Here is a 24,078-nt window from a genome sequence, read left to right as displayed (position 1 = left end):
AAGGTTTAGTTAATCAACCGCTAAGCGTAATTCACATTTACGAATATCATCAGGGGTATCGACTTCTGGTGAATCGAATGCGCTAATCGCGATTTTTATTTTATAGCCGTATTCTAATGCACGCAGTTGCTCTAATTTTTCTAGGTCTTCTAACTTACCTAGTGGTAATTGGGCAAAGGCATTAACAAAACGACGGGTGTAAGCATAAACACCTAAGTGTTTGTAGACAGGGTAGTCGTTAGTGTCACGGCCGAACGGAATGCGTGCGCGTGAGAAATACAGTGCGTTGAAGTCATTATCGAACACCATTTTTACGTGCATTGGGTCGTCTAATTCTTTCTTATCGGTGATTTCAAACCCTAAGGTCGCCATTTCAAATTCACCAGGATGGCGTTCAAATAAGCTAATGATTTGTTCAATCGAAATAGGGTCGATTAAGGGTTGATCGCCCTGTAGGTTAATCACTAAATCATCATCGGCTAAGCCTAACTGGCTGATAGCATCATTAATACGATCGGTACCCGATGCGGCATCAGCGCTAGTCATAACCACTTTACCACCAAAACCTTCAACGGCATCTTTAATGCGAACATCATCTGTGGCAACGTAAATATTGTCTAATCCTCTGGCTAATGAGGCACGTTCGTAAACGTGTTGGATCATCGGTTTACCATTAATCGGCGCTAATGGCTTTCCAGGAAAACGGCTTGAACCATAACGAGCTGGAATTAATAGAGTAACATTCATCAATAAAAACCTATTTTAATGGTAAACAAAAGGGCTCATCTGAGCCCTTATGACAAAATGACTTAGACGTATTATATACGACGGAACAGCTTAGTCAGCATTTCATCGGTAACTTTTTCTTCCCAGCCTTTACCGTAAACATTGTCCCATAATGGGCCCATGCTCTTAGTAACCGCAACCATCTTAGCAATAGTTTCGTCTGGTAAGTCTTTACAGATGTTTTTCGGTAGAGTGATGTTGTGAATTTCCATCATTTTACGGAATTCTTTCACACCTTCTGGATAGAATTCTTCTAACACATCAAATGCTAAACAGTTACCAATACCGTGATGGTAGCCTAATACATAGCCTAAACCGTAAGACACCGCATGACATGCACCCACCTGGCTATAAGCAATGCTCATTCCGCCCATGTAAGAGGCCATCATTAGCTTGTCATCTTTTTCTGGATGATCGTCTAGGTAAACTTGGCGGCATAAATCCATCGATTTTTCAGCGAAGGCCTTCGCAAATTCGTTCAGGTAAGTCCCTTGTAAAGACTCAACACAGTGAATGAAGCAATCCATACCAGTGTAGAACCATTGATCTGTTGGAACACCTGCAATTAACTCAGAATCCATAATGATTTGATCAAACACAGTGTAGTCAGAATTTAAGCCTAACTTACGCACTGGGCCACACAGTACCGCAGTACGTGATGCTTCAGCGCCGGTACCGGATACTGTAGGAATACCAATGTGGTGAATGGCAGGGTTTTTAATTAGATCCCAACCTTGGTATTCAGATGAGCTACCTGGGTTAGTCAGCATAAGCGATACCGCTTTGGCTAAATCCATAGTAGATCCGCCGCCTAAACCAACAACACTGACTGGTTGCTTAGTGTTAAACGCTTTAACTTGAGCGGTTAACTCATCAACTTGAACTGTTGTTGGCTCATCATCTACGTTAACGTAGATGACTAAGTCTTGGCTTTTGTTGGGAACTCGCCCTGCTAATGGTTTTTCTTGGTGTACGTCGTCAACCAGAAATACCACAAAATCATCTGCTTCTTTGCGCTCTTGCTCTAATACCACGTCCAATTGCACGAACGAACCACGACCAAAAATCATTTTTGGTACACATTTAAAATTTTTAAAACTCATTACAACACTCTCCAATTGAGATATTTACTGTAAAAAGTACTATCACCTCAAATGAGGTGATAGAAGATAAGTTATTTAAGCAAAAGCACGTTTGATGTTTTCAATACGCTCTGCAATTTGCTCATCTGTCCAAGACAGTTTAATTAACATCGAAATCGTACGGCTCATAATGGCATCTGATTTTGGTGTTTTAATTTGTGTATAGTCAGGGCGGTCAGCAATTAACATAATTGGTAACGCAGCAGGGGCTTTAAGTTCCTGAATATGTTTCCAATTTTTAAGGTAATGCCAGTTGTTGATATACCAGTAAAAACAACCATCGACCTTGTTAGCTGCAAGTTTTTTGTTTATCTCAATAGTGCGCTCTTCTGTAGGTAAAAAGAAGGTTAAGAAACCTGCTGAGTCACCTTCTGGATCAGGAATTTCACGGAAAGTCACTTCTGGAATTTGTGCCATTGCATCTTTAATGGTTTTTTTGTTTTTACGTTGAATCGCAATAATTTTATCTAACTTACGTAATTGAGCTAAACCCATCGCGGCATTCATTTCAGATATACGGAAGTTTAATCCCATAATTGGGTGGCTTTCAGCGCCACGGTCACTGCCGACATGATCATGTCCATGGTCAGAGAACATATGGCTGTGGTTGTAGATTTCTGAATTGTTGGTGACAATAGCACCACCTTCACCACAAGTGATGGTTTTAACAGAATCAAAAGAGTAACAACCGACATCACCGATAGTGCCTAGTGCTTGGCCTTTGTAGCTACCACCTATGGCCTGGCATGCATCTTCTAGTATCACTAGGTTATGCTTTTTACAAACCGCTTTAATTTCGTCCATTTTAGCCATAGAACCACACATGTGGACTAAGTTAATGGCTTTAGTGCGAGGAGTGATTACCGCTTCAATGCCTTCTGGCGATAAACATAAGGTTTCATCAATTTCAGCAAAAATGGGGATGGCACCAGCCATAAATACTGCTTCTACAGAAGCCACAAAAGTAAACGGCGGTACAATAACTTCATCACCTGCGCCAACACCCGCTGCAGCCATAGCCGTTTGAAGTGCAGCAGTACCACTTGATACAAGATGAGCGTGTTTAACGTTCATCTTCTCACAGAGTAATTGCTCCATGTCGCGAGTTTTCCAGCGATCATTACGCATATGGTCAAAGTTGTAACGGAAGGTAAAACCGTTCTCCATTACGTCAGCGACTTCCTGCTTTTCTTCTGGACCGAATAATTCAAAACCTGGCATGGAAATTATCTCCTAAAATTCTACGCATCTTTGCGTTTACATAAACCCGCTAATTATAACTAGGTTAGTGGGGAGACTGCGACAGTTATTGAAAAATAATTCATTTTTCTTTATTGCTCAACTTGGGAGGTTAAAGATCACCTTGAAAACATATGCAGATATTACATCTTGTTATTGAGGTTTAATTCTGGCTATACTAATCGAATCTTGTCGGAGTGCCATTAAGGCTGAGACCGTTAATTCGGGATCCGTTGAACCTGATCAGGCTAAAACCTGCGTAGGTAACAAGCATAATAATCCTTGGTGATTATTCATGCGTAAAACTTAAGTGGTTTTACCATATCCACTTAGTTTTACCCGTGTTTACCTCTTTTGATTATTGACAGCAATTGCGTCTAACCATTGTTTGAATTGCGTTAACGACATTGCTCGCTCTCAACACACTTTCCTCCAGACAAGCAACTTTCTCTCATTTTATTCGAGGTTGCTCATGTCAAATCGTCGCGAAACCCGTGCTAGCGCACAAGCTTTTATTGATAACTTAAAACCATTACAACATCCCAATTCTGAGAAAATTTATCTGCAAGGTAGCCGTGCTGATTTACACGTAGCCATGCGCCAAATTCATCAAACCGATACCATTTTGGGCGGTGATGACACCAATCCCCTTACAGAGCAAAATCCTCCGTTAAAGGTTTACGATTGTGCTGGTGCGTATTCTGATCCCAATGCTGAAATCAATGTGCGCTTGGGTTTAGCCAAGCTTCGTCAAACTTGGATTGAAGAACGTGATGATACCGAAGCACTTGATGGTGCTAGCTCTCATTTTACCCAACAACGTTTAGCTGACGATGGTTTGGACCATTTACGCTTTGATGCGCTAGTGCCACCGCGCCGCGCTAAAGTGGGTAAGCGAGTGACGCAAATGCATTACGCTCGCCAGGGGATTATTACTCCTGAAATGGAATACATTGCTATACGTGAAAACATGGCAAGGCAAGAGGTTAGCGATCCTGTGCTAACAAAAAAAGCTAAGGGTGAAGCTTTTGGTGCTGTGATTGGTGAGTTAATTACCCCTGAATTTGTCCGCAGTGAAGTGGCGAGAGGACGCGCTATTATTCCGCTTAATATTAATCATCCAGAGTCAGAGCCTATGATTATTGGGCGTAACTTTTTGGTTAAAGTGAACGCCAATATTGGTAACTCAGCGGTGACATCGTCCATCGAAGAAGAAGTTGAGAAGTTGGTGTGGTCGACACGTTGGGGCGCTGACACGGTAATGGATTTATCGACTGGCAGATATATTCACGAAACCCGCGAATGGATAATTCGTAATTCACCTGTTCCTATTGGCACAGTCCCCATTTATCAAGCGCTAGAGAAAGTAAACGGCGTGGCAGAAGATCTTACTTGGGAAGTATTTAGAGATACCTTGATTGAACAAGCCGAGCAGGGCGTAGATTACTTTACCATTCATGCTGGCGTGTTATTACGCTATGTGCCTATGACAGCCAAACGCTTAACCGGCATGGTGTCTCGTGGTGGCTCTATTATGGCCAAGTGGTGTTTAAGTCATCATAAAGAAAGCTTTTTGTATGAACGCTTTCGAGATATTTGTGAGATTTGTGCCGCCTATGACGTGTCCTTGTCACTCGGTGATGGTATGCGTCCAGGCTCGATTGCCGATGCCAATGATGAGGCGCAATTTGCCGAATTAGAAACCTTAGGCGAGCTGGTTAAAATTGCCTGGGAATATGATGTACAAACCATTATTGAAGGCCCTGGCCATGTGCCAATGCAGTTGATTAAAATCAATATGGAAAAACAACTAGCACTTTGTGATGAGGCGCCATTTTATACCTTAGGACCACAAACGACTGATATTGCACCGGGTTATGATCATTTTACCTCTGGCATAGGTGCGGCAATGATGGCCTGGTATGGCGTCGCTATGCTGTGTTATGTCACACCCAAGGAACATTTAGGTCTGCCGAACAAAGAAGATGTCAAACAAGGGCTAATTGCTTACAAGATAGCAGCGCATGCCGCTGATGTCGCCAAAGGACATCCGGGGGCACAGGTACGTGATAACGCATTATCAAAAGCCCGTTTTGAATTTAGATGGGAAGATCAATATAACCTAGGGCTTGATCCTGACACAGCCAGAGCCTATCACGATGAGTCATTGCCGCAAGAGTCGGCCAAAGTCGCCCATTTTTGCTCCATGTGTGGCCCTAAATTTTGCTCGATGAAAATCACTCAAGATGTGCGTGAATATGCCGCCAACCTTGAAAAACAAGCGCTGCAAAATGTTGAAGTGATTTCGCCAGCTGATTATCAATCCTATCAAGCACAAGGTGATCTGCTACCTACTCAGTCAAAAGACACAATAGCTGCAAAAATGGCACAAAAGTCAGCGGAATTTAAAGCGACAGGCTCAAATCTGTATCATCAAAAATCGGTGGCAGAGGTTGCTGAGTAATGGCGCCAGTAATTCAATCTGTCCAATCAGCTGTTAAAAAGTCAGCAGGGCTTAAGCCGATAGTGTGGACTATTGCAGGATCAGACAGTGGTGGCGGAGCCGGTATTCAAGCCGACTTAGCCACTATTGCTGACTTGCAATGCCATGGTTGCAGTGTCATCACCACGCTTACAGCCCAAAACTCGGTAAAGGTAAGTTTAGTTGAGGCTGTGTCAGAAAAAATGTTACTGGCACAGCTCAATACGTTAGTCACCGACATGCCGCCTAAAGCAATTAAAATTGGTTTGCTTGCTAATCAATATCAGCTTAATCAGCTGGCTAATTGGTTGCGAAATTTTAGCACTAGTACGAATAACGAGCTCGATGGTAGGGCAAGCATAGCAGTGATCCTCGACCCTGTTATGGTGGCCAGCAGCGGTGATAAGCTTAATCAGCACAGGCTAGATTTTAGTCCATTTAAAGGAGTGATTAATATGATCACCCCAAATCAGATGGAGTTAATCAGCCTTGTTGAAGCGATAAATGCTAGCGCGACTGAAACTAATGCAATACACACTAATGCGACAGAGACTAAAGTATCAAAAGCTAACGTGGCAGATGATAGTGGCAGTCAGCATAAGTTAACTGATACACAAAATATGACGCTTGATTGCATGGTTAATATGGCCAAGCGGGTGAGTGATTATTTTGAGTGTGCTGTTGTCGCCAAAGGTGGCGATGCGCCATGGCAAGCTGACAAAGCCCATGATGTTTATATTTGTCATCATGTTGAAGGTGGCAGCGCCGAGCATAACAACAGCGTGTTTATATTAAGCTCAGATCGCGTTGATACCGTAAACAACCATGGCAGTGGCTGCACCTTGTCATCTGCAATGGCCAGTTTTATCGCACAGGATTTTGTGCTGCACGATGCCATAGTATTGGCTAAAGCCTATGTCACTAACGGTCTTAAACACGGTATTAAGCTTGGTCAAGGGCCTGGATGTTTAGCCAGAACCGGTTGGCCAACATTGCTTGAGTTAATGCCACATATTGTACAGTTAGTAGCAGATGTTAAAGCTACCGATACCGCGCCAAAGGAGGTTACCTTTGCTGTAAAACCGTCCCTTGTTATTGAACAACAAGTTAATAACTCGCTATTAAGAACAGCTACTATTAATTTCACAAAACTGTCGACACCATTAGGTATTTATCCTGTGGTGTCATCGGTAGATATGTTAGAGAAGCTATTGAAAGTGGGCTGTAAAACAGTGCAACTGCGTATTAAGCAAGATGTGAATGATATGCAAGTAGCGTCCTATGACAAGGTGCACAGTTTTGTTGATGAACAGCACAAAGCGATGTGGTTAGCGAAATACGGTTCAGGGCAGTTAATTTCAGAGCCGAAGGCGTCAGAGCCGCCTATTGCCGCTAAATACCTGTTAGATCAACACCAGTCAGAACAACAGGAGTTAGAACAACAAATACAACGTGCTATTCAGCTAGGTCGAGACTTTAATGCCCAATTGTTTATTAATGATCACTGGCAACTTGCACTTAAGCACGGTGCATTTGGGGTACATTTAGGTCAAGAAGATGCCTTAGTTGCAGATTTATCGGCCCTTGCAGCAAATAATATCGCGCTTGGGTTATCTAGCCATAGTTACTTTGAAATACTACTCGCGACTCAGTTAAAACCATCCTATATCGCCCTAGGGCATATATTCGCGACCACGACTAAACAGATGCCATCCAAGCCACAGGGGTTAACAAAACTAGCCTGTTATGTGTCGTTACTAAATGGTCATTATCCCACTGTTGCTATTGGGGGAATTGATGGTGATTGCTTAAAAGAGGTTGCCGAAACTGGTGTAGAGGATGTTGCAGTGGTGCGGGCAATAACTCAGGCCAAAGATGCGGTTGTTGCCTATAAAAACTTGAGTGAGCAATGGCAACAGTTAACCGAGTCGTCATTTCAAACAGAACCAACACAGCAAACGGAATCTAGTTCTCAATTTCAATCTAAATCTAAATCTAAATCGACTTCGCCAACTCAGCCTAATGAGCACGCCCAATACCAAGATAGTGATATTACCGCTAGCCAAACGCATTTGGAGGGCATATGAAAACTAGCTTAAATGATCATGAATACATTCAGTACTCCAAACAAATGCTACTAACTGATGTGTCAGAAAAAGGCCAGTTAGCTTTGATGAATGCCACCGCTATTATCGTCGGCGTTGGAGGTTTAGGGCAGCTGGTGGCGCAATACTTAGCCGCATCTGGGGTGAGTATAATTCATCTAATTGACGGTGATGATGTCGAGTTGTCTAACCTGCCTCGGCAAATATTTTTTGATGCTAATGATATAGGGAATAATAAAGCCAGTATTGCTATGAAAAAATTACATCAAAGGAATGTGGTTTGTGATTTAAGCGCCCATCAGGTGTTTATTAATCCTGGTAACTATCAGGAATTATTTGACAGCCTTGTCCCCAAATGTTCATTAGTTAGCGGCCTTTCATCAGCCGTATTGTTTGATTGCAGCGACAATTTTACTACCCGGCAATTAGTTAATCGGATCGCGATTGAATATAAAATGCCGCTGATCAGTGCATCAATTTCTGCTGATCAAGGCCAATGGTTCGCCTATTTACCTCTGTCAAATTCATCTGAGATGCAAGCATTAAGCATTAACTCTCACGGTTGTTATCACTGTGTTTATCCGTCCGACAGTATATTAAGCCAAAATTGTAGCCAAGCAGGGGTGTTAGGCCCAGCAGTTGGGGTTATGGCATCGATGCAGGCGTTAGCGGGTATGAACCAGATGATCGGTCGACCAATAGAGTACGGGGTCTTACATCGTTTTGATGCTAAAAGGCTGTCTTGGTCAAAAGCCAAAATGAATATTGATAAGCATTGCCATGTTTGCCAGTAACGTATCTGTCAGTGATGGCAAAAGTTGATGACCTAAATGATGAGCAAGGTTGTTGAACACTAACAGTAACAAACACAATAGTTAAGGTGCCGTGATGATTGAAATCAACATCAATGGAGAACTACAGTATCTTCAGCCCAATACCTCATTAGCCCAAGTGCTAGTGCTAAAACAGATAGAGCCTAGAAGTGTCGCGCTGGTGGTTAATCAGCAAATCATTCCACGCAGCGAGTGGCATCAATATCAATGCCAAGCTAATGATCAAATTGAATTTTTTTCCGCCGTAGCGGGAGGGTAATATGTTAACGATAGCCGATCATCAATTTGAATCCCGCCTATTCACTGGTACAGGTAAGTTTGCTAATTCGGCCACTATGTTGGCCTCTATAGAAGCGTCAAAGTCACAGTTAGTGACGCTAGCGATGAAGCGAATTGATTTTAAAAATGGCTTAGATGATTTACTGAGTCCGTTACAGCAATTAGGGGTAAAACTACTGCCTAATACTGCAGGGGCCAGAAATGCTAAAGAAGCGATTTTTGCCGCCGAACTAGCCTTTGAAATGTTAGGCACTAAATGGATTAAGCTAGAAATTCATCCTGATCCAAAATACTTAATGCCCGATCCAATAGAGACATTAATCGCTGCCCAAACGCTATGTGAGAGAGGCTTTATTGTATTGCCCTATATCCATGCTGATCCTGTGTTATGTCGTCGTTTAGAAGAAGTTGGCTGCGCTGCAGTTATGCCACTGGGAAGCCCTATTGGCAGTAATCAAGGCTTAGCCACCGAAGCTTTTTTAAAAATAATTATTGAGCAATCAAGCGTGCCAGTGATTGTTGATGCCGGTATCGGTGCACCTTCACAGGCATGCCGTGCAATGGAGATGGGAGCTGATGCTGTGTTAGTCAATACTGCCATTGCCAGTAGCGCTAATCCTGTTTTAATGGCCGATTGTTTTAAAAAAGCAGTCCAAAGTGGTCGGCAAGCTTATCAAGCAGGCCTGGGTGTAGTTAGTGCTAATGCCCATAATACCAGTCCGTTAACGGGTTTTTTAACCTCGAGTATGGTGGGCTAATGCGCTACTCTGAAATATTTAGCCAGCTCAATATTGATGATTTATCAATGAAGTTATACGCCACTACAGAAGCAGATGTTGAGCGAGCATTACAGTGTCCAAGTGGCAATCTAAACAGTTTGATGGCGCTGTTATCGCCTGCTGCACAGCCGTATATTGAGCAGATGGCACAGGAGTCGGCTCGTTTAACTCGACAGCGTTTTGGGGCTAACTTAGGGTTGTACTTACCCTTATATTTGTCAAATTTGTGCGCCAATGAATGTGATTACTGTGGTTTTACCATGAGTAATAAAATCAAACGTAAAACCTTAAATGATGATGAAATTTTAGCTGAAGTGGCCATCATTAAATCCCGTGGATTTGACTCTGTTTTGTTAGTTGCAGGTGAACACGAAACCAAAGTTGGTATTGAATATTTTGCTCATGTTTTACCACAAATAAAGCAACATTTTAGTTATGTGGCAATGGAAGTACAGCCGCTTGAAACAGATGAATATCGTCGTCTAGTTTCCCAAGGGTTAGATGCTGTAATGGTTTATCAAGAAACCTATCGGGCGCGCACTTATGCAAAACATCATACCCGAGGTAAAAAACAAGATTTCAATTATCGTCTCGATACTCCTGACAGGGTCGCTGAATCTGGGGTGGATAAAATCGGATTAGGGGTGCTGTTAGGGTTAGATGACTGGCGTATAGATGCGTTATTAATGGGGTATCATCTTGATTATCTTGAGCGACAATATTGGCGAACCCGCTACAGTATTTCACTGCCAAGATTACGGCCATGCACCGGCGGAATTGAGCCTAAAGTAGTGTTAACCGATATGGGCTTAGTGCAAATGATTTGTGCATTTAGACTGTTTAATCATCAGCTTGATATTAGTTTGTCTACCCGTGAAACCCCCGAGTTTAGGGATAACCTACTGCCACTTGGGATTACCAATATCAGCGCGGGCAGTTCAACCCAACCAGGCGGTTATCAGCAGCCTGATAGTCAGTTGGATCAGTTTGAAATAAGCGACCAGCGCAATGTCGGACAGGTAATAGCAGCCATGCAACAAAAAGGTTTTAATCCTGTGTTTAAAGATTGGGAAAATAGCTGGATAAAATGATAATAGAAACGGTTAAATACTGTACATTTTAGCCAGTATGAGCGATACTGAGATAAGTTTTATTGGTTATCAGAGGACGTATTATGCAAATTCAATCCGCGTATTCATCGGGCGTTCAAGGTTTACAAAATTCACAACAAGGTCTGGCGCAGGCAACTACCGCAGTTGCAGCACCCGATCCTAAGCCGACAGCACCTGCGGCTCAACAGGATACGGTAACATTAAGTAGCCAAGCTGTTGAACAGTCAGATAAAACCAGTGCATTAGTCTCTGCCGTTGAATCAAGGCAGCAGGGCGAGGCCTCAGTTAAAGTGATAGAAGCCGCCACCGAAACGGTTGGCAGCATCATCAATATTGAGGCCTAATGAGTTAAGTGAGCGGTGAGCGTTTAATGAATCTTTAGCGCCACAGCACCACTTATCTCACTTGTGATGAAAAATGGACATTCGTCAATCAAGCTTACCAAGCAATAATTTTCAACCTGCGACGAGTCAATCTAAGCAGGTTGTCGCCGTTTCTGCTTCAAACCTAGCTTCAGCAAATTTAGCGTCAATAAGTTCGGTATCAATCATTCCGTCTTCCAGCGCCAGTTTAGCGGCCAATGTGGCACTTACAACAGCTAAGCCAATTGCTAAATCAACCGTTACCCCAACTGCAGCAGCTGTTAGCCAAAATGTATCACCTGTGGTGACGACAACGGCCGTCAAAACAGCAAGTTTTGCTACTGTATCGCCGATCAACACCAGTAGCGCTGCAGCTAATCAAAACCCGAGTGTTACCCCAACTAACAGTCCCAGCACTATTTCATCTAATGGGTTTAATTTGCGCACAGGTGCAAGTCATATTGCGGCTATTAATCCTGCACAAATAGCTAAACCTGAAGTGAGTCAAACAAGTGCAGTTAGTGTTGATGCAATACAAGCAGTCAATATTTTTGCCACAGCAGAACCTAGCGAAACAGAGCCTAGTGAAACAGAACCTACTGATACCAAAACCGATTATCAGCAGTTGTTTCAACAGCAAACACAAACCGAGTCTAATGTAGACGTTGAAAAAGAGCGCATTAATCCTTTTGAAGATAAAACACCACCAAGTGAGATTAATACCGGGTTTAGTCAAAATGCTGTTAGTCAGAGCGCTGTTAATCAGGATGCTAATAATCGTCAGCAAGACGCTCAAGTAAACGGTCAAGCAGAACAAGCTTCAACATCAGAACAAGCCATTGCTGCTGAGCAACAAAAACAGCAGCAACAAACGCAAGAACAACAGCAACAGCAGGCTAGTGATCAAGTTGAGCAGCAACAACAAAAAGTTGCCCAAGCTGAACAACAAATAATCAGTGAATTATCAAAGCGTGACATTGAGGTAAAAACCCACGAACAAGCCCACAAAGCCGTGGGTGGAATGTTTGCTCAAAGTCCTTCTTTTTCTTATGAAAAAGGCCCCGATGGTAAACGTTATGCGGTTGATGGTGAAGTTCAAATTGATGTAGGTGCTGTCTCTGGCGATCCACAAGCGACATTTAATAAAATGCAAAAGGTATATGCCGCTGCAATGGCGCCTAATCAGCCATCTAGTGCCGATATTCGTGTCGCAGCTGAAGCGGTACAAAAAATGAATCAAGCTAAAGCTGAAATGGCTGAATCGCGTCAGGAAAAAATTATTCCCGCTGAAGATATTCAGCATATCAATGAACTAGCTAATACCTACAAGCAGGCTGATGCTCAACAAAATGGATTTCAGCAGTCACAGTTAGCCCCTTTCACATTGGCTGAAAAGAATACAGCAACAGCAGATGCAAAAAGTCGATTTAGTCAAAAGATGGCTGAGTCACAAGATACGCGAACACCTCAAGTACCACTAGCAACTTTAGCTTACCTACAAAATCAAGCGGTTCCCAACACATCCTCAACCAATTCTTTTATGTATGATAAATCTGATCAGGCGTTAGCTTTTTCAGTATAAGGCTGACTGGTTTCTATTTCGTGCTGCAATAAAATTAAACTTTCTAGTAAACGACATGCAGGGCCTTGTCGGTCTCTATTCGGCACAACTAAATTTAAGGTTATTCTGCGCTGATAACTGCCATGCAGTTTTAATTTATGTAACTTACCTTGCTTCACATCATTTTCAACCAAAAAGTTGGGGATCCAACAAAATCCAAGCTGGCGACCTAAAATAACCTTGGCTTCATGAAAATTTGATACGGTAATACGCTGCTCAGCTTTTAACCAACCAATATCATTGATTGAGTTTGACCCAGTATCTTTAATCACTATCTGCAAATGCTGCGCAAGCTGCTTTTCATCTTCAATACTGTCTAACTGAGCCAATGGATGGTTAGGATGACACACTAATTCAAAATCACATTCACATAATGGTTGTGCTAAATGGGCACGCGGTGGAGTGGCACAAATGGCAATATTAACCATTTGCTGGTTAATTAAGTCATGGGTACCAGAAATGACTGAATCAAGCACAGTCACTCGGGTACCGCGGCTTAGTGGAATAAAGGCTTCAAGCGCATCGACCAGTTTCTCGGTCGGATAAATGATCTCTTTGGCTATGGTGATACTGGGCTCCCACCCTTGGCCAAGGTTGGTTGCTAGCTGCTCGAGTTCATCTACTGACTGTGTCAGATGACGAGATCGGCGCAGTAGTACTTCACCTTGCTCGGTAAGATAGGCTTTGCGGCCTTTTACCTCTAATAACTGAATACCCAACTGATGCTGTAATTTTGCCACAGCATGGTTTAGTGATGACTGGCTTTTATTGAGTTGTTCGGCCGCCTGGGAATAGCCACCATGATCAACCACAGCTTGTAAAATTCGCCATTGCTCAAGGGTGGATTTAGCACGAGTCATATAAAAGCCTTTATTTTCAAGTTCAGGTAGTTGAATGGATTTAGCCAGCATTCAGATAGTAGCATTTTGCAGGGGAAAGCATAGTCGCAAGGGCGCTTTTAAAATCTGTTATGGGTATGGCATCACTTTATGGTTATGCTTTAGTTGTACAATTTTTGCGTAGAATGGCTTGTAGCGCCTAATGTTAAAATTGAACTAATGTTAAATTTGAACTAAGCCCCAAGCAAAGGTAAATGTTTGATACTTTTGTATTGCAGTGACAGCGTTATGCAGTGTTCAATCACTTTAGTTGGAAGCGGAAAATTAACCTTTAATACTATGGCTCTATTTCCCTGATATTGAATTACATCTGGATACAGCTCTCTAAATGTATCAACCAGTTTAGTGTTGCAGTTGAAAAAAATGAAATACTGCTCGGGGTATTTAGGTTTCCAGTCAATTCTTATCGGGCTACCATTTTTAACCGCGTAACTCGGTTCACCCCATTTTAGTGTTTCTTCAACTTCGCCTAAATGATGTTGACTGGCAATGTCTAAAATAAGCTGCCGCAGATGAATTAATAACGGCTTTATCTGTTCAGGGTAGCTTTCAAATTTGTGTTGAACTTCCGTTTTCATGATCCGACACTCCCTTTAAATACTGATTGTTATGTCTAATTTGACTCAAGTTATAATTACGAAGGTAAGACGTTTATAAAATAACCTTTCTTCACTGTTAGCATCTTATCGTCTGTTGAACCAAAGTAAACGTATGGTAATCATCATGATCACTTTCAAACTGGAGTAGAGTCTACATGGATGTGCTTGCGGCGTGTTGCAGAAGTGTTTGCACATAGGCTACTTCCAGTATTTGAAATAAGAACTGAACGATTATCAACCTAACAGATATGAACTAGCAGAATAAAAAACGCCCGTGACATAAGTCGCGGGCGTTTAGGCATTGTTAAAATTAAAATCTAGAATCTAAAATCTAGAATCTAGAATCTAGATAGCAGATTACTGGTAACTGCTGGCGTGTACGTTACGCACTGCGCGTCCAGATGGGTCGATAATGCCGCGTAAACTTTCATCCCAAGCCAGTGCTTCTGGGGTAGAGCAGGCAACTGATTTGCCACCTGGTACGGTTTCAGCCGCACTTGGTAACGGGTAGAACTCTTCAAAGAAACAACGGTAAAAATAAGCTTCTTTGGTTTCTGGTGTGTTATAAGGGAAACGGAATTTTGCGTTTGCCAATTGCACATCATCAACATGTTTACCCGAATGTTCTTTCAAGCCATCAATCCAAGAATAGCCTACACCATCACTGAATTGCTCTTTTTGGCGCCACGCGACTTCTTTTGGCAATTTATGTTCAAATGCCTGACGCAGAATGTGTTTCTCGATACGACCATCTTTAGACATTTTCGCTTCTGGATTGATGCGCATTGCCACATCCATAAACTCTTTATCTAAGAAAGGCACGCGGGCTTCAAGTCCCCAGGCGGCCATCGCTTTGTTGGCGCGTAGACAATCAAACAAATGCAGTTTATCTAACTTACGCACTAATTCCTCGTGGAATGCCTGCGCGTTAGGGGCTTTATGGAAGTATAAGTAACCACCAAATAATTCATCAGCACCTTCACCAGACAACACCATTTTAATGCCCATAGCTTTAATTTTTCGTGCCATTAGATACATAGGCGTCGCTGAACGAATTGTGGTGACATCGTATGTTTCTAAGTGATAAATCACTTCTTTAATAGCATCTAACCCTTCTTGGAATGTATACACAATTGGGTGATGAATGGTGCCAATGGCATCGGCCACTTTTTGCGCCGCGACTAAATCGGGTGATTCCGCTAAGCCAACCGCAAATGAGTGAAGCTGTGGCCACCAGGCGCCGGTTTCACCATCGTTTTCAATACGATGTTTTGCATAGGTTTGGGTAATCGCTGACACAACCGATGAATCTAAGCCACCAGATAACAATACGCCGTAAGGCACATCAGACATTAATTGACGTTTAACCGCAGCTTCTAAGGCCTCACGTAACTCATCAATACTGGCTGGGTTATCTTTTACCGCATCATATTCCATCCAGTCACGGACATAATATTGCGTTGGTTGACCATCGGCTGAATATAAGTACTGGCCTGGTAAAAACTCTGCCACGGTTTTACACACAGGCATAAGTGCTTTCATTTCAGATGCTATGTAGAAGTTACCCGCAGTATCAAAGCCAGTGTAAAGCGGGATAATACCCATGTGATCACGGCCGACCAAATAAGTTTGCTTGGCTTTGTCATACAGTACAAACGCAAAGATGCCGTTAAGTTTATCTAAAAAGTCACAACCGTATTCCTGGTATAAAGATAAAATCACTTCACAGTCAGAGTTTGTTTGGTATTGATATTTATCACCTAAATCAGCTTTAAGTTGCTTGTGGTTATAAATTTCACCATTGACGGCTAATATGATGTTGCCATCCTGGCTAATAAGCGGCTGGGCACCATGGTCAACATCAACAATCGCTAAACGCTCGTGGGCAAGAATCGCATGTTCATCTGCATAAATGCCTGACCAGTCTGGGCCACGGTGACGTAACAGCTTTGACATTTCAAGTGCCACTTGGCGAAGTTCACTTGCATCTGATTTGATATCTAAAATTGAGAATATTGAACACATAATACGACTCCAACAACATTATTTAATCTTTATCTGTTTGGTACTTTGACAGCATTTTATTCACTAGCCAAGTATTATTTTTGATTAAAGCTCATTAAATTGGCTGTTTTAATGATTATGTGTCTATCTAATCAGGTTTGTTTTGAGGATTGTTTATAAAAATTTAAGATCTATTGATGAATCTTTGATTTTAGCGGCTAAGGTGCGCCATTTTTGAGGAATTGTTAATGATATTGCTGAAGATTATTAAGTGATAAAAATTGATTTTTTTACCCAATTTTGTATCAAGGTTTGAGGTTGGCTTAAAAAAAGAGCCTATTAATTAATAGGCTCTTCATCAATTTTGCAAATGATTACTTGGCTGGACGTAAGCTATTAAACTCTGAGCCAGCTAGGTAACCTGGCCAATCTTGGTTGTTGCCTAGGGTCTCTGCCGCTTGGTAATACACCTGTAAATCTTGCAATGCGCCCGATAAATCCCATGACGCATGATAATGATCGCACACATTGTGATAACAGCCTTTCATGGTTTTTTCCATTTCAGTTTTATAGGCTGCGGTTGCATCATCAAGCGGTTCACTGCCGCCACCAGCAAATACTGCCGGTACGCCGTATTTAGCAAAGCTGAAGTGATCTGAGCGGAAAAAGCCGCCTGATGCAGGGTTACGTTCTGACTTAACCTCACGGTTTTGCAGTTTTGCTGCATCGGCAAGGTAGTTTTCTAATTCAGACTGACCCTTACCAACTATAGTGTAATCTTTAGTTTTGCCATACACATTGGTGCTGTCTAGGTTAAATACGGCAACGGTTTTATCCAGTGGATAAATTGGATTTGCCGCATAAAAGCGCGAGCCTAATAAACCTTGCTCTTCACCCGTTGTGGCTACAAAGGTTAATGAACGTTTTAAACCATTGCCTTGTTTTGCTTGCACCGCAAACTGACGGGCAATTTCCATAATACCCGCAGTACCCGACGCATTATCTAGGGCACCGTTATAGATTTGATCGCCTTCTTTAGTTTCATCTTTGCCAATGTGATCCCAATGTGCAGTAAACAATAACTGTTCATCAGCCTGACTAGTACCTTTTAAGGTAGCGACAATATTATAACTGTCGGCATATTTGGCTTTATTGGCAAACTTAATCGACGCGGTTTGGGCAAGTTCAACATTGACAGGCTCATCAGCGGCACGTTCCATTAAGGTTGGTAATGAAAAGCCTGATTTAGTAAAGAGTTGATTGGCCGCATCTAAGGTCATCCAGCCTTCTACTTGAATGCGATTATTAGCTTCGTCTGTATTAAGCACTAAATCCTGTTGAGGGCCTGTCCAGCTATTTTCTACCACAGACCAGGGATAAGAAGCGGGTTTAGTGTCGTGAATGATAATGGCACCTAATGCGCCCTGGCGACTGGCTTCTTCAAATTTATAACTCCAACGACCATAGTAGGTCATGGCTAAGCCATTAAACTTAGTCCCTTCAGGATTCGCAAAACCTGGGTCATTCACCAAAATAACCGCTATTTTGCCTGTCATATCGATGCCGCTGTAATCATTCCATTGTGATTCAGGTGCATTAATACCATATCCCACAAATACCAATGGCGCTTTGTCGATAGTGATTTGCTCGTTAGCGTGACGGCTACTCAGTACGATGTCTTTGCGATACTGCATTGGCAAATCGGCCAAGGTAATCGTTTGTTGCTCGCTTGGGGTGTAGGTCACCATAGGCACAGCTTGTAAAAAGCTACCTTGGTTGGCACCGGTTAATCCCATGTCGGTAAATTGTTTGGTTAAATAGTCTAAGGTCAGTTTTTCCCCCTTAGTAGTAGGGGCGCGACCTTCAAATTCATCAGAAGACAGTACTTTTATATCTTGACGAAAACGTTGCTCGTCAAAAGTGACTAATGCCGTTGTTGAGCTGGCTAGCTCGTCATTACTAGCCTGTGATACTTGTGCGTTATCTTTAGTGTCGCCATTACAGGCGCTCACCAACAATGCAATCGCGCAAAGGGGAAATAAATGCTTCATCAGGATTCCAATTATTATTTATTATTTTTAATCAAAGTGAGTAGAAAAAGTGGTTAGAGATTATTAGCGTTAACATCTTGCAGATTATAATGAAGCAAGCCAGCATCTTATAAAAGCGTACTGGCTTGATAATGTGTTACCTAATGTAAATTTAGTCGTTCTTGCTAACGTTTAATTAGATAAATTGGTAAGTCCCTAAAACTTAGACTACATCAATATCACCGGCACAGGCGAATACATGATTGGGTCTGAAGGGTTCTTTATCTATATCGCCCATCTGGCTAACACCACTGGTGACCAGAATGGTTTCTAGACCTGCTTGGAATCCTGCCAAAATATCGGTACGCATATTATCGCCGATGATCACGGTATTTTCAGAGTGGCCCTGAATATGATTAAGGGCAGAGCGAATGATCCAACTTGAAGGCTTACCAATATAAAATGGCATTTTTCCGGTAATACGCTCAATGGGTGCGCATAGTGCACCACAGGCAGGACTAAATTGTGGCCCATGGGTATCAGGATTGGTGGCAATAAAGCGTGCACCGCCAGCAACAAAGCGCGCGGCTTTATGGATCATTTCCCAGTTGTACGAGCGGGTTTCGCCAATAATTACAAAATCTGGGTTAATGTCAGTGATGGTAAAACCTGCGTTATACAGTTCATGGGTGAGGGCGCCTTCGCCAATCACAAAGGCTTTAGTGCCTTGTTGGTGCTTTAAAAAATCAGCGGTAGCCATGGCTGAGGTATAAAAGCAGGTTTCGGGCACATTAATGCCGGCAGCACCAAGACGATTTTGTAAGTCTTTACCGGTTTGCACTGGGTAGTTAGTCAGTAATACCAGTGGATTACCTTGTTCGATAATACGATGAATAAACTTATCACTGCCGGGGATTAACTTGTTATCGTGCAGTAATACGCCATCAATATCGCAGATAATATTCTTCATCAATTCAATCTCATCTTTTTAGCTAAAATGGGTTGTTCTATACTTTATATAACGCTAAATACTCGGTAAAAACAATGTGTTTTAAATGAAAATGCCAACCTAAATAGGTTGGCATTGATTTGATGTAAAAACTCAGCAGTCTAGCTAAAAGTCATTAACACTCGACAATATTGACCGCTAGACCGCCTTTAGCGGTTTCTTTGTATTTACTGCGCATGTCTCGGCCGGTATCCATCATGGTTTTAATCACTTTATCTAGTGATACCTTATGGTTACCATCACCACGTAACGCCATACGTGAGGCATTAATCGCTTTGACGGCGCCCATAGCATTACGTTCAATACACGGCACTTGTACCAGGCCGCCAACAGGGTCGCAGGTTAGGCCTAGGTTATGTTCCATGCCAATTTCAGCCGCGTTTTCAACATGTTCAACTGTGCCGCCCATAATTTCAGTTAGTGCACCAGCAGCCATAGAACACGCTACGCCGACTTCGCCCTGGCAACCCACTTCTGCACCTGAAATAGAGGCATTTTTCTTGTACAAAATTCCAATAGCAGCAGCGGTTAATAAATATCGACTGCAAACGTCAATATCAACTTCTTGCACAAACATGTCGTAGTAGCACAGTACCGCAGGAATAATACCAGCAGCGCCGTTTGTTGGCGCGGTCACTACGCGATCGCCTGCTGCATTTTGCTCGTTGACCGATAAGGCGAATAAATCTACCCAGTCCATCGCGGTTAACGGATCTGTGTTATTTCGGCCTTCAGCTTTTAAACGACGGTATAAAGAGGGCGCACGACGGCGAAGTTTAAGGCCACCAGGTAATATGCCTTCTTTTTGATATCCACGATCAACACAGCTTTTCATGGTTTGCCAAATTTTCCACAAACCTTGTTTTACTTCCTCTTCACTGGCAATACTGAGTTCGTTATACATCATCAAAGATGAAATGCTTAAACCGTTTTCACAGCACAATTCTAATAATTGCGCTGCGCTGTTGAAATCATATGGCGCCTCTTTTATAGGTGTTGCGGGTGATGCATTGCGTTGGGTGATTTCATCTTCATCAAGAATAAAACCGCCACCAACTGAATAGTAAGTACGCTGATAAGTGATTTCGCCTTTGGTTAACGCATATAAAGTCATCGCGTTTGCATGGGCTGGTAGCGTTTTACGGCGATGGTAAGTTACGCCATTTTCACGGGTAAATTTAACAAATCTACCATCGGCTAGTTTAAGCTTTTGATCGTTCGATACGGCTTCTAAAATACCGTCAATCGCGTCGGTATCAACGGTTTCAGGGTCTTCACCCATTAAGCCCAAAATCACCGCTTTGCCTGTACCGTGGCCTTTACCTGTTTGACCTAATGAGCCAAATAATTCTGACTGTAATTCATCAATACCCGATAGCAAATCTTGGTCTATTAAGTTCTGCATAAAGATTTTGCCGGCTTTCATTGGGCCTACGGTATGTGAGCTAGACGGGCCAATACCGATTTTAAACATGTCAAATACGCTAATCATAATTTTTAGCCTTTATGTGGTCGTTTATTGTTTTAGTTATTTGAGAGTATTATCATCGCGCTATTAAAATCATCACGTCACGATCGTTCAAATCAATATAGTAAAAGTCACTATAGTCGAAGTGACTTAATTATAGCTGATTCACTATAGTTGAGTGTGACGTGATCTGTTTCGCAACCTAGATAACAAACAGTTAGCAAAACACTGAACACTTGTTTGATGGCATACTCGTATTTTTTAACACGCGTTAAATTGGCTGAAGTATCCCATATTTTTGATTAGACAGTTCATTAGTTTTTTTTATGCATTATTTTCAGATTAGCCTAACTTATTGATAAAGCTTTTTAGGTTAAATTATACGGGGTATACGATTGAGCTATTTAATGATGGATCTAGCCGGGCTGACAGTGTCAGCGCTAGAAGCAGAGCAACTACAACATCCTCAAGTGGGCGGTATTATTCTATTTACCCGCAATTACGGGAGTAAATCTCAACTCATTGAGCTAGTTAAGCAAGTCAGAAATATTCGGCCAGAGCTATTAATTGCGGTTGATCACGAAGGTGGTCGAGTGCAACGTTTTAAGCAGGACTTTACCCATATTCCTGCTATGGGCGATATTTTACCTGCTGCAAAAGGTGATTTAGCATTAGCAAAATTGTGGGCTAAAGAGTGCGGTTTTTTAATGGCGGTTGAACTGTTAGCCTGTGATATTGATTTAAGTTTTGCACCTGTGTTAGATGTTAATGGCATAAGTGAAGTGATTGGTAAGCGAAGTTTTAGTGCTAATCCTGATGAGGTGACCAGCTTAGCGGCAGAATTTATTATTGGTATGGAACAAGCGGGCATGTCTGCAGTGGGTAAGCATTTCCCTGGTCATGGCAGCGTTGCCGCAGATTCCCATGTGGCTATGCCTGTAGACAGTCGCAGCCTGGCACAAATTGAAGCCTTTGATATGTTGCCTTTTGTTAGCTTAATGGCTAAAGGGCAATTAAATGGTGTTATGCCTGCACATGTTATTTATGATCAAGTTGACCCCAACCCTGCGGGATTCTCTACTTACTGGCTACAGAATGTATTGCGCCAACGTTTAGGGTTTACAGGGGTTATTTTCTCTGATGACTTGGGCATGAAAGGAGCCAGCTTTGCCGGTGACTATTTAGGTCGAGCGCAAGCGGCGTTAGATGCGGGTTGTGACATGATTTTAGTTTGTAATGACCCAACCGGTGTAGCGGCATTATTAAGCGAGTTTACCTGGCCAGCAATTCCTCCGATAGCCAATGCATTAAGTTTAAAACCTGACACACTCAATGTGGTTAATGCGTTAGAGCAAGATGCGCGCTGGTTAGCGGCAATTGCAACGGCTAAACAAATCCATGCAGCAGTGTAAGTTTTCGCAGTAACAATAAAAAAAGCGGCTATCAATAGATAGCCATTTTTTTAGATATTATTTACACCGTAAGTGTGCGTTTATATTATAGTTTGATATTTTTTGGGACTTTTGGTGAGGAAACGGGTTAAGGACTAACACATTTCTGCCCCAAGGTTTGTTTGGAAATATGGCCTACGGCCACCAACGTCGTGGCGCTTCACCCACACCAGACCAAGAGGTTTCAACAGCAATACCCTCTATACTTTTAATTAAAGAATTAGGCCCTGCCGCCCCTGACGAAAAATGCTGAAAAGCGCATAATTTTCGATTGGGATCGATCCAGCTTTAAACTTCATCTGTATCCGGCTTCGGCCATTGTCACCTAATATAAAAAATATCCTAACGCTTCCGATGAGCCGTCCCTGGCCCAACGAAAGCTAGCGTGGCATCCATGCCAAGCTCACGGCCTTTTCTCGATGACCTCAATTCAAAACGGACATCCCAGCTTTTCTTATAGAATTGTTACAAATGAAGTTAAATCGAAGATGTGAAAATTTCGGGAGCAGATGAGCCAGCGAGTATCCAAAACAGGACGTTTTGGTTAAGCCCACATGGATGTGCTTGCGGCGTCTCGCTGGATCATCTGCACATAGGCCTGCGGCAGGCAATTGGTTAAATAGAATTTGCGAACTTACTTAACCTACCCAATATAACTTGTATTAAAACATTGAATTAAAGCTATAAAGTATGAAAACTTAAGGACAAAGAAGGGTAACCTCGAACATAATCATCGAGCGCACCATTTAGGGAAGGTAAAGCCATTCAATAACATGCGTTTATTAACTCCCTTAAAATGTTTACCCTGACCCCACTAATTTACATAATTTCGATGGGGATCGATCCAGCTTTAAACTTCATCTGTAACCGGCTTCGGCCATTATCAAAAAGCCCTAACGCTTCCGATGAGCCGTCCCTGGCCCAACGAAAGCTAGCGTGGCATCCATGCCAAGCTCACGGCCTTTTCTCGATGACCTCAATTCAAATTTAGTCTGGAAGGTTTTGTGTCTACTAGTTATGAACATAGTTAAATCGAAGAAGCGAAAATATCATCTGCATAATAACCTGCTGCAGGCAATAGATGAGATTGAAGTCACGGACTGACTTAATCTATCCAATGTAATGTGCATTAAAACATTGAATTAAAGCTATAAAGTAGATTAAAGTATGGAAACTTAAGGACAAAGTAGGGCAACCTCGAACGTAATCATCGAGTGCGCCATTTAGGGAAGAAAAAGCCATTCAATAGCATGTGCCCATCAGCTCCCTTTTTAAAGTTTACTCTGACCCCCTAATTTGTTAAATAATATATTTACAACAAACACTTACAAGTGATATTTTGACAAAGAAACTTACAAGGAAGCAGGAGGTTATCCTGCTGCTAATCAATAAGCTGTTAAATGCCTATGACTGAAAAATTTAGAATTCTCTTTATCTTCGAAATTTCATTGTTTTCTTTGCCTGTTGGCTTAGTGAGTGGTTTGATGTTGCAATCTGCGATTAAGATGGCAGCAGATAATCTTTGGGCAGGAGATTACTTGTTGCCCTTTATGGTATTTTTAGGTGGAACTGCTGGGATATGGGCAACTATCAAATTAATGTTCAGTGTGTTTCATAGTCGAAAAAACAAGTGCCCAATGATAACTCTAATTTGTTTACTATTTTGGGCAACGACTTGGCTTATTTTTCTTTGGTATGCTGCCACCGATTTCAATTATTGGATTGCTGGGCTTTTTCCATTTTTTGTTATTTTCCACTTACTCTACTTGGACCGTCAGACCTTTATAGAGGCACTTAACAAGCCTCTGAATTAAGATTCACAAAGGCTGTCATGCCATTTGCTGGGCAAATCGCCCGCCAGCACATGGTTCTCTTATT

At 42.2% G+C, this 24,078-nt stretch carries 19 protein-coding genes and 1 riboswitch; of the genes, 10 read left to right on the top strand and 9 right to left on the bottom strand.

Features of this window, described 5'->3' with window-relative positions; translation table 11 throughout:
- Positions 1-9: 9 nt before the first annotated feature.
- The 3 genes from kdsB to kdnA all read right to left on the bottom strand — a co-directional run bounded on the left by kdsB (position 10) and on the right by kdnA (position 3,149).
- On the bottom strand, positions 10-747 hold the full coding sequence (kdsB, locus tag ACRWP9_RS13050) for an 8-amino-3,8-dideoxy-manno-octulosonate cytidylyltransferase KdsB (protein WP_226415386.1): 738 nt from the start codon (positions 745-747) through the stop codon (positions 10-12).
- Between the two features lie 71 nt (positions 748-818).
- On the bottom strand, positions 819-1,889 hold the full coding sequence (gene kdnB / locus ACRWP9_RS13045) for a 3-deoxy-alpha-D-manno-octulosonate 8-oxidase KdnB (RefSeq protein ID WP_434926372.1): 1,071 nt from the start codon (positions 1,887-1,889) through the stop codon (positions 819-821).
- 75 nt (positions 1,890-1,964) lie between these two features.
- A complete protein-coding gene (gene kdnA / locus ACRWP9_RS13040) occupies positions 1,965-3,149 on the bottom strand; it encodes an 8-amino-3,8-dideoxy-alpha-D-manno-octulosonate transaminase KdnA (RefSeq protein ID WP_434926371.1) in 1,185 nt (394 codons plus the stop codon).
- A gap of 201 nt (positions 3,150-3,350) precedes the next feature.
- Positions 3,351-3,450: riboswitch (TPP riboswitch) on the top strand.
- Positions 3,451-3,639: 189 nt separating this feature from the next.
- On the opposite strand from kdnA, the gene thiC reads away from it, so the two are divergent.
- The 8 genes from thiC (at position 3,640) to ACRWP9_RS13000 (ending at position 12,701) form a co-directional block, all read left to right on the top strand.
- Positions 3,640-5,631, top strand: coding sequence for a phosphomethylpyrimidine synthase ThiC (thiC, locus tag ACRWP9_RS13035; protein WP_434926370.1), 1,992 nt, complete (start codon positions 3,640-3,642; stop codon positions 5,629-5,631).
- Positions 5,631-7,736, top strand: a complete 2,106-nt coding sequence (locus tag ACRWP9_RS13030) for a bifunctional hydroxymethylpyrimidine kinase/phosphomethylpyrimidine kinase (RefSeq protein ID WP_434926369.1) — start codon at positions 5,631-5,633, stop codon at positions 7,734-7,736. Before thiC ends, ACRWP9_RS13030 begins: the two co-directional genes overlap by 1 nt.
- A complete protein-coding gene (locus tag ACRWP9_RS13025; protein WP_434926368.1) occupies positions 7,733-8,548 on the top strand; it encodes a HesA/MoeB/ThiF family protein in 816 nt (271 codons plus the stop codon). The genes ACRWP9_RS13030 and ACRWP9_RS13025 overlap by 4 nt, the downstream gene beginning before the upstream one ends.
- 94 nt (positions 8,549-8,642) lie before the next feature.
- Positions 8,643-8,846 carry a sulfur carrier protein ThiS gene (thiS, locus tag ACRWP9_RS13020; protein WP_434926367.1) on the top strand — a complete coding sequence of 68 codons (204 nt, stop codon included), beginning with the start codon at positions 8,643-8,645 and terminating at the stop codon, positions 8,844-8,846.
- Position 8,847: 1 nt separating this feature from the next.
- Positions 8,848-9,624 carry a thiazole synthase gene (locus tag ACRWP9_RS13015; protein ID WP_226415400.1) on the top strand — a complete coding sequence of 259 codons (777 nt, stop codon included), beginning with the start codon at positions 8,848-8,850 and terminating at the stop codon, positions 9,622-9,624.
- A complete protein-coding gene (gene thiH / locus ACRWP9_RS13010) occupies positions 9,624-10,736 on the top strand; it encodes a 2-iminoacetate synthase ThiH (RefSeq protein ID WP_434926366.1) in 1,113 nt (370 codons plus the stop codon). Before ACRWP9_RS13015 ends, thiH begins: the two co-directional genes overlap by 1 nt.
- 83 nt (positions 10,737-10,819) lie before the next feature.
- Entirely contained in the window at positions 10,820-11,101 is a 282-nt protein-coding gene (locus ACRWP9_RS13005) for a chemotaxis protein (protein WP_434926365.1), read from the top strand.
- 73 nt (positions 11,102-11,174) lie between these two features.
- Positions 11,175-12,701 carry a putative metalloprotease CJM1_0395 family protein gene (locus ACRWP9_RS13000; RefSeq protein ID WP_434926364.1) on the top strand — a complete coding sequence of 509 codons (1,527 nt, stop codon included), beginning with the start codon at positions 11,175-11,177 and terminating at the stop codon, positions 12,699-12,701.
- On the opposite strand, the gene ACRWP9_RS12995 is transcribed toward ACRWP9_RS13000, so the two are convergent.
- From ACRWP9_RS12995 to ACRWP9_RS12970, 6 genes are all read right to left on the bottom strand, one after another.
- Entirely contained in the window at positions 12,677-13,600 is a 924-nt protein-coding gene (locus tag ACRWP9_RS12995) for a LysR family transcriptional regulator (RefSeq protein ID WP_434929058.1), read from the bottom strand. The genes ACRWP9_RS13000 and ACRWP9_RS12995 overlap by 25 nt on opposite strands.
- Positions 13,601-13,812: 212 nt before the next feature.
- The gene (locus tag ACRWP9_RS12990) at positions 13,813-14,217 is read right to left on the bottom strand and encodes a DUF1801 domain-containing protein (protein WP_434926363.1); all 405 of its coding nucleotides are present in this window, start codon (positions 14,215-14,217) and stop codon (positions 13,813-13,815) included.
- Positions 14,218-14,595: 378 nt separating this feature from the next.
- A complete protein-coding gene (asnB, locus tag ACRWP9_RS12985) occupies positions 14,596-16,263 on the bottom strand; it encodes an asparagine synthase B (protein WP_434926362.1) in 1,668 nt (555 codons plus the stop codon).
- A gap of 353 nt (positions 16,264-16,616) precedes the next feature.
- Complete coding sequence (locus ACRWP9_RS12980; protein ID WP_434926361.1) at positions 16,617-18,293, bottom strand: M28 family metallopeptidase; 1,677 nt, start codon at positions 18,291-18,293, stop codon at positions 16,617-16,619.
- Between the two features lie 202 nt (positions 18,294-18,495).
- Positions 18,496-19,242, bottom strand: a complete 747-nt coding sequence (locus tag ACRWP9_RS12975; RefSeq protein WP_226415416.1) for an HAD-IIA family hydrolase — start codon at positions 19,240-19,242, stop codon at positions 18,496-18,498.
- A gap of 154 nt (positions 19,243-19,396) precedes the next feature.
- Positions 19,397-20,773, bottom strand: a complete 1,377-nt coding sequence (locus tag ACRWP9_RS12970) for an L-serine ammonia-lyase (RefSeq protein ID WP_434926360.1) — start codon at positions 20,771-20,773, stop codon at positions 19,397-19,399.
- Positions 20,774-21,144: 371 nt separating this feature from the next.
- On the opposite strand from ACRWP9_RS12970, the gene nagZ reads away from it, so the two are divergent.
- Positions 21,145-22,161, top strand: coding sequence for a beta-N-acetylhexosaminidase (gene nagZ / locus ACRWP9_RS12965; protein WP_434926359.1), 1,017 nt, complete (start codon positions 21,145-21,147; stop codon positions 22,159-22,161).
- Positions 22,162-23,606: 1,445 nt separating this feature from the next.
- Positions 23,607-24,014 (top strand): hypothetical protein, encoded by a 408-nt coding sequence (locus tag ACRWP9_RS12960; RefSeq protein WP_434926358.1) that lies wholly within the window; start codon positions 23,607-23,609, stop codon positions 24,012-24,014.
- Positions 24,015-24,078 lie beyond the last annotated feature (64 nt).

Source organism: Shewanella sp. HL-SH2, from assembly GCF_051164935.1.
Lineage (GTDB): Bacteria > Pseudomonadota > Gammaproteobacteria > Enterobacterales > Shewanellaceae > Shewanella > Shewanella glacialimarina.
Note: the sequence above shows the minus strand (reverse complement) of the source record. Positions and strands in the feature narration are given on the sequence as shown.

Coding starts and splice junctions, on each gene's coding strand:
- ACRWP9_RS13000 (WP_434926364.1), top strand. CDS start 11,175: ATGGACATTCGTCAATCAAGCTTACCAAGCAATAATTTTCAACCTGCG.
- ACRWP9_RS12970 (WP_434926360.1), bottom strand. CDS start 20,773: ATGATTAGCGTATTTGACATGTTTAAAATCGGTATTGGCCCGTCTAGC.
- kdnB (WP_434926372.1), bottom strand. CDS start 1,889: ATGAGTTTTAAAAATTTTAAATGTGTACCAAAAATGATTTTTGGTCGT.
- ACRWP9_RS13015 (WP_226415400.1), top strand. CDS start 8,848: ATGTTAACGATAGCCGATCATCAATTTGAATCCCGCCTATTCACTGGT.
- asnB (WP_434926362.1), bottom strand. CDS start 16,263: ATGTGTTCAATATTCTCAATTTTAGATATCAAATCAGATGCAAGTGAA.
- ACRWP9_RS13025 (WP_434926368.1), top strand. CDS start 7,733: ATGAAAACTAGCTTAAATGATCATGAATACATTCAGTACTCCAAACAA.
- ACRWP9_RS12990 (WP_434926363.1), bottom strand. CDS start 14,217: ATGAAAACGGAAGTTCAACACAAATTTGAAAGCTACCCTGAACAGATA.
- ACRWP9_RS12980 (WP_434926361.1), bottom strand. CDS start 18,293: ATGAAGCATTTATTTCCCCTTTGCGCGATTGCATTGTTGGTGAGCGCC.
- kdnA (WP_434926371.1), bottom strand. CDS start 3,149: ATGCCAGGTTTTGAATTATTCGGTCCAGAAGAAAAGCAGGAAGTCGCT.
- thiC (WP_434926370.1), top strand. CDS start 3,640: ATGTCAAATCGTCGCGAAACCCGTGCTAGCGCACAAGCTTTTATTGAT.
- ACRWP9_RS12995 (WP_434929058.1), bottom strand. CDS start 13,600: ATGACTCGTGCTAAATCCACCCTTGAGCAATGGCGAATTTTACAAGCT.
- ACRWP9_RS12975 (WP_226415416.1), bottom strand. CDS start 19,242: ATGAAGAATATTATCTGCGATATTGATGGCGTATTACTGCACGATAAC.
- kdsB (WP_226415386.1), bottom strand. CDS start 747: ATGAATGTTACTCTATTAATTCCAGCTCGTTATGGTTCAAGCCGTTTT.
- ACRWP9_RS13005 (WP_434926365.1), top strand. CDS start 10,820: ATGCAAATTCAATCCGCGTATTCATCGGGCGTTCAAGGTTTACAAAAT.
- thiH (WP_434926366.1), top strand. CDS start 9,624: ATGCGCTACTCTGAAATATTTAGCCAGCTCAATATTGATGATTTATCA.
- thiS (WP_434926367.1), top strand. CDS start 8,643: ATGATTGAAATCAACATCAATGGAGAACTACAGTATCTTCAGCCCAAT.
- ACRWP9_RS12960 (WP_434926358.1), top strand. CDS start 23,607: ATGACTGAAAAATTTAGAATTCTCTTTATCTTCGAAATTTCATTGTTT.
- ACRWP9_RS13030 (WP_434926369.1), top strand. CDS start 5,631: ATGGCGCCAGTAATTCAATCTGTCCAATCAGCTGTTAAAAAGTCAGCA.